This window comes from Butyricimonas sp. BSD2780061689_150309_C8 (assembly GCF_015560935.1).
GTDB lineage: Bacteria > Bacteroidota > Bacteroidia > Bacteroidales > Marinifilaceae > Butyricimonas > Butyricimonas paravirosa.
The window spans coordinates 1-4,081 of the sequence record NZ_JADMSV010000054.1 but is presented as its reverse complement, the minus strand read 5'-3'; the positions used below and the strand labels follow the sequence as shown (position 1 = coordinate 4,081).

The window sequence follows — 4,081 nt, the reverse complement described above, 5'->3', positions numbered from 1 at the left end:
TTTCAATTAAGGTAATTAATCATTCTGGAATTCAAATCGTTATAAAGAATTTACCAACTATTTTTGGCCACATGGCCTTTTCAAATTATCTCCGCTTTTAGCGTGTCCGAGCATTCTGAGAGAAGAGTGGCAATGGTTTTGTGACTGACCGGATGAATGAAGGCCGGCATGATTTCGTTCAGGGGGGCAAGTACGAAATTACGTTGTGCTAGTCTGGGATGAGGAACTGTCAGGCGAGGCGTGTTGATGATTTGGGAATCACAGAAAAGAATGTCTATATCCATGGTTCGGGAACAGAACTGAGTACCGGAGCGAACTCGTCCGAGTTTTTGTTCTGTGGCCTGACATTTATCCAAAACTTCTTCCGGGAGTAGATTTGTTTCGTAAGTAACAATTTGATTATAAAAAGAATCAGATGATTCGAATCCCCACGGGGCGGTTTCGTAAAGGGAAGAACAGCGTTCGATCTTCCCTATGCTTGACATTTCCGTTATGGCCTCATCAATCAAGGCTTTCCGGTCCCCTTGATTTCCCCCGAAGATTAAAGTTACCAACATACGGGTAATCTATAATTAGTTGTGTTTTTTGTAAAATTGTTTCTTGTTGTTTTTCTGTTGCTTGTTGTTATTCGTGGGCTTGGTATTTTTCTTCTGCAACAAGTCTTTCGAGTGAGAAAGGATCATTCCTTCTGGCATTTCGATATTGCCACCGTATAATGTATTGATGTCGTTGTAGATTTGATCGTCTTCCACGGAGTCTTTATTCCACGTAAGGAATGATTTTTTCATGTGGTTGGCGGTTAACACCGTGAGTACTCTTTTGATTTCGGGGTCTTCTGTTTCTTTGATTTTCTCGATTAGTTTCTCGGTGAGAAGACCATAGTGTTTGTATTTGATCCGGTGATTGTTATACGGTAACTTTTCCGGTTTTTCTTCCAGAATATCTTTTTCCGGGAGTGGGTAGGGAGAATCAATGTCCAACGTGAAGTTTGACATGATCATCAGGTGATCCCACAATTTATGACGGAAATCCGGAACGTCCCGAAGGTGTGGGTAAAGATTTCCCATCACGCTGATTACTGTTTTGGCTGCACGGGTACGCTCGTCTCTGTCTGTTATTGTTGCCAGGTGGTCAACCATCATTTGAATATTCCTTCCATATTCGGGAAGAATAAGTTTTTTTCTTTGGCTATTATAGTCCATTACAGGATAATTTTGATCTTAAAAATTTTTTATTTTATGGGAAAACGCCGGAAAATCACATTAAAATACCGGAATAATCAATCCCTCGCATCTATTAGAAATTAGAATATGTTGCAAATATAATATTTTTTGTTTATAAGTCATTAATTTGTATGCCCTTGCACGTAAAGTTTTGCAAACTTTAACAATAAAACCTTTTGACCGTGCTTTGGGAACATCACTTTTGCCTTTTTATTTACTCCCAAACCATCTATGGAAATTACCTTTCCCGGGCCAAAATTGGGGTGAAAGATTACCATGTCGGGAATAATCTGTTCCCCGTTGATGGGTACCAGTTTCGAGGTGTCAATGTCCGGCACTTCAACCTTGGGTTGAAGGGTAATGTTAGGACGTGCCACTTTTTCCTGTATTCCGGGACCGTGTAACGAGCGTCCCATGGAGGGACGGGCCGGGGTGAAAAATCCATCCAAGTAGTGCGGGTCGATTTCCGCGATAAACCGGGAGGGTTGCGGATAGACCACGTTACCATTTTTGTACCGGGAAGTGGAATAGGTCATGATCACTCTTTTCTCTGCACGGGTCAGTGCCACGTAAAACAACCTTCTCTCTTCTTCCAAAGCGGAAGGGGAATAGGCACTTTGCTGGGCGGGGAAAAGTTCTTCTTCCATGCCCACGATAAAGACGTTTTCAAACTCCAGTCCCTTGGCGGAGTGGATAGTCATTAGAGTCACCTTATTATTGTCTTCCGGTTTCTCGCTATCCTGATCGGTTAACAGGGCAACCCCTTCCAGAAATGCAGGGAGTTTGTCATCCCGCCCTTCCTTGTAAGCGGTTTCACAGAAATCTTTGACAGCATTCAGTAACTCCTGTATGTTTTCTCGGCGGGACACCCCTTCCGGTGTGTCATCGGAAGAAAGGTCTTCTATGATACCGGATGCTTTGGCCACTCGATAAGTTGTTTCGTATGCATTCTCTTCTTTGGCAATCTCGGTGAATCCCTCGATTAGTTGCCTAAAATGAGTTAGTTTGGCTGCAGTCATGGCAGAAACCATACCCGGAACTTTGTTCAAATTACAAAGTAACGTCCAGATGCTCACGTTGTATTTTTGTGCCACTTCTTTCAGCTTGTCGATCGTGGTGTCCCCGATGCCTCGCCGCGGATAGTTGATGATTCGTTTTAAGGCTTCCTCGTCATTCTGGTTGATTGTCAGTCGCAGGTAGGCTATCAGGTCTTTGATCTCCTTGCGTTGGTAGAATGAAAGTCCACCGTATATTTTATAAGGTATATTTCTTTTTCGTAAGGCCTCTTCCATGATACGGGACTGGGCGTTCGTCCGGTACAGAATAGCGAAATTGTTGAACTCCGCTTGTTCGTTCTGAGAGATACGGAATATCTCCTGTGCCACTTGGAAACCTTCTTCCTTGTCGGATAAGGCTTTCATCACCCGGATTTTATCTCCTTCCTCGTTCTGGGAGAATGTTTTTTTCGGAATTTGTTCCTTGTTCCGGCTGATGATGCTATTTGCCGCGTCAACGATGGTGGTCGTGGAACGGTAATTTTGTTCCAACTTGCACAACTTGTAGCCCGGGTAATCATTTCGGAAATTCAAGATGTTTTCGATACGGGCTCCCCGGAATGAATAAATACTTTGTGCGTCATCACCTACCACGCAGATGTTTTTATGCTGTTCTGCCAGTCTTTTGATAATGAGGTACTGCGAATAGTTCGTATCCTGGTACTCGTCCACGAGTATGTAGTCGAACTTCTTCTGGTATTTTTCCAGTATCTCCGGAAAATCTCGGAAGAGAATATTCGTTTGCAATAGGAGGTCGTCGAAATCCATGACGTCGCTTTGCTTGCAACGGGCTTGGTAATACTTGTATATTTCCGAGATCATGGGTTTCTTGGCCGCTTGGTCGGCAGAAGTGATCTTTGCCGATTGGGCGTATGCCTGTGCCACGACGAGGTTGTTCTTGGCCATGGAGATGCGTCCCAGCACGTCGTTGGGTTTATACACCTTGTCGTCCAGTTTCAGGTCCTTGACAATAGACTTGATCAGGTTTTTCGAATCCTGTGAATCATATATCGTGAAATTGGACGTGTACCCGAGATGCTCGGCCTCAACCCGTAGAATTTTGGAGAAAATAGAGTGGAAGGTTCCCATCCATAAGTTGGCAGCGTTACCTTGTCCCACGAGGGTGGCAATACGTTTCTGCATCTCCCGTGCGGCTTTGTTGGTAAACGTCAGTGCGAGAATACGGTAAGCGGGTACTCCCTTGCTCAACAGGTTCGCGATACGATATGTCAATACCCTTGTTTTACCCGATCCTGCTCCGGCAATCACAAGCGTGGGCCCATCCGTGTTCACGACGGCCTCTCGTTGGTTCTCGTTCAATTCGTTAATAAAATCCACGATAAATAAATTCAGAAAAACATTTAACCTTGAACATGCAAAGTTACTACAAAAAAGTGAAATGCGGAAAGATATAGTGATAGAATTGAGTTACAAGGGTTTTAGTTAAAGTGGCGATAATTCGTGAAGCCATTACAATCCTTGCCGAAGCCAAATCTTGACGCCGCAACGTTACTTGTTCGTAACCATGTCCGAAAATGCGACAAACGGGTACGAATGGCGAAACAAGACACTATGTTATAGTGAGTTACCCACAACTCACGTAACAAATACGGTTACGGAAAAAAGATTGCGCCGTTCCTCCCCGTTTTGCGTACCGACACCGGACTCTTCACCAACTAATTTTGAAATCCAAAAATTAAGAACGATGAAGAGTACATTTTCAGTAATCTACTACCTCAAAAGAGCTTGACACCAAATTATGTGCTGACGTTGAGTAATTTACATTAATGTTACGCTCTGTCG

At 43.7% G+C, this 4,081-nt stretch carries 3 protein-coding genes; all 3 read right to left on the bottom strand.

Annotated elements, in window-relative coordinates:
• Positions 1–80: 80 nt before the first annotated feature.
• The gene (gene folK, locus I2I33_RS20090) at positions 81–557 is read right to left on the bottom strand and encodes a 2-amino-4-hydroxy-6-hydroxymethyldihydropteridine diphosphokinase (RefSeq protein ID WP_087422612.1); all 477 of its coding nucleotides are present in this window, start codon (positions 555–557) and stop codon (positions 81–83) included.
• A 15-nt stretch (positions 558–572) separates the two neighbouring features.
• The gene (locus I2I33_RS20085; protein ID WP_087422611.1) at positions 573–1,202 is read right to left on the bottom strand and encodes a DUF4290 domain-containing protein; all 630 of its coding nucleotides are present in this window, start codon (positions 1,200–1,202) and stop codon (positions 573–575) included.
• A gap of 143 nt (positions 1,203–1,345) precedes the next feature.
• Complete coding sequence (locus tag I2I33_RS20080; RefSeq protein ID WP_204247542.1) at positions 1,346–3,616, bottom strand: ATP-dependent helicase; 2,271 nt, start codon at positions 3,614–3,616, stop codon at positions 1,346–1,348.
• Positions 3,617–4,081 lie beyond the last annotated feature (465 nt).